The sequence below is a fragment of the Streptomyces sp. NPDC005574 genome, from assembly GCF_040605435.1.
In the GTDB taxonomy this organism is placed as follows: domain Bacteria; phylum Actinomycetota; class Actinomycetes; order Streptomycetales; family Streptomycetaceae; genus Streptomyces.
Genome location: NZ_JBEXCW010000316.1, coordinates 1 through 1525 on the forward strand (window position 1 = coordinate 1; position 1525 = coordinate 1525).

2 protein-coding genes and 2 pseudogenes are annotated in these 1525 nt (G+C 68.7%); 1 reads left to right on the plus strand and 3 read right to left on the minus strand.

Going from position 1 to position 1525, the window contains the following annotated elements:
- Positions 1 to 587, minus strand: a pseudogene (locus tag ABZT03_RS44435) (IS1182 family transposase); the annotation flags it as partial.
- Between the two features lie 67 nt (positions 588 to 654).
- Positions 655 to 801: pseudogene (locus ABZT03_RS44440) on the minus strand (transposase); the annotation flags it as partial.
- On the opposite strand from ABZT03_RS44440, the gene ABZT03_RS44445 reads away from it, so the two are divergent.
- A complete protein-coding gene (locus ABZT03_RS44445) occupies positions 773 to 1102 on the plus strand; it encodes a hypothetical protein (protein ID WP_356050035.1) in 330 nt (109 codons plus the stop codon). The pseudogene ABZT03_RS44440 and the gene ABZT03_RS44445 overlap by 29 nt on opposite strands.
- A 48-nt stretch (positions 1103 to 1150) precedes the next feature.
- On the opposite strand, the gene ABZT03_RS44450 is transcribed toward ABZT03_RS44445, so the two are convergent.
- Positions 1151 to 1285 (minus strand): hypothetical protein, encoded by a 135-nt coding sequence (locus tag ABZT03_RS44450; RefSeq protein ID WP_356050034.1) that lies wholly within the window; start codon positions 1283 to 1285, stop codon positions 1151 to 1153.
- Positions 1286 to 1525 lie beyond the last annotated feature (240 nt).

Here is a 1525-nt window from a genome sequence, read left to right on the forward strand (position 1 = left end):
GCTTCGGCTTCGGCTTCGGGGAGTGTGCCGCATGTTTCGGTGAGGTGGACCTTGTAGCCGAGCCAGAAGTGGTCATCGCCTTTGGCTGCCCAGCGTGCGTCCGCGTCGTAGGGGGAGGCCAGGCGGAGCCTGCCGGGCGGGACGCCGTCGTCGGTGTCCCGCTTCCTGATCACCTGCCGTCCCCGGGCATCGGACCGGATGATGTAGGTCTGCACGAGGACCTGCCGCAGCAGGGCCACTGCCTCGATCTCGCGGATCCACACCGGGGCATCGGCGGCCCACGCTGCCCGGCACAAGGCGAGGGCGTCCTGGCCGAAGACCTGGGCGAGGCGGTCACGTTTGGTCTGCGAGGACGGCATCCGCCAGCCGTCGACACGCGGTCCGTACCGCTCGGCGAACTCCGCGATACCGATCTGCCCGGCCAGCCAGGACGGGGCCGCGGTAGCGAGGGCTTCCAGGGCGGCCCGCACACTCTCCCCGGCCAACTCCAGACGGTTCAAGTCCCGCACCGCACTGATCACATACGTGGAATCGGTGCGCTGTCTGCCCCCGGCCCCCACCAGGCCGACGTACCTTGCAGTGCTCAAGGAGCCGGTCGAAGACCACCCGCTCCATACTGTTGTCAGCGAGCCGGGCCCGGAACCTGGACAACACGCTGGCATCGAAGGCGGTGTCCGTCAGCTCCATCCCGAGGGCGTATTTCCAGTCGATGGCCCGCACCGTCATCGCGGCAGCCTGCCGATCGGTCAGGTCTTCGGCAAACTGCAATACCGTGACCAGCGATAACACCCCCGGCGACATGCCCGGAGCCCCCCGCACCCCGAACGCCCCCGCGAACGGCTCATCGGCGAAGACCTCCGCCAGCCGGTCCCGGACCCGGATCGCCAGGCTGCCCTTCGGGAACGCCGCCCGGGCCACCCTCACAGTCTGCTCCGGGATCTCCGGCAGTCCCACCGGCCGCATCGACACCCACCCCACCTCCACGGCCGCACGACAGGAACGCGACCCCAGAGACGATCATCGCGAACCCGACCTCACCCCGCAGCAAATTGCGCAGCAGAGTCCTCACCCGCAGCAAAGCCGGCACCTGTTCGCCGTCTGACGCGTCCACGTACACGGCCCACCGGCTCGACCGGCCAAGACCGCTCATTCAGCGGCGCAGCGCCCGCTGGACCGTAGCCAGCGGGGCTGTGGTCTTGTCGGGGCTCCATGAGGCGACCTCCAGCCACGACAGGTAGCCAGCAGCGGCGAGGCGGCTGGCGGGCCGGCAGCTGTAGATAGCCACTCAACATGCGTATGAGCGGGCAGTGTTGTGCCACTGCTGATGGCGATGGCGAAGTGGTGGGTGCAGGAGGATTGATCTCCGGGGTGCTGGGCGGCACCGTGATCATGTCCTGAACATGGCCACGGCCCTCCCGCTCGTTTGCAGGCGTCCGGGAGGGCCGTGTGAGCGCCAGTGGAGGGCGCTTTGATCACGGTAGAGGTGACGGCGGCGGCTGTCGAACAGCGGCTGGCGGATAGCGAG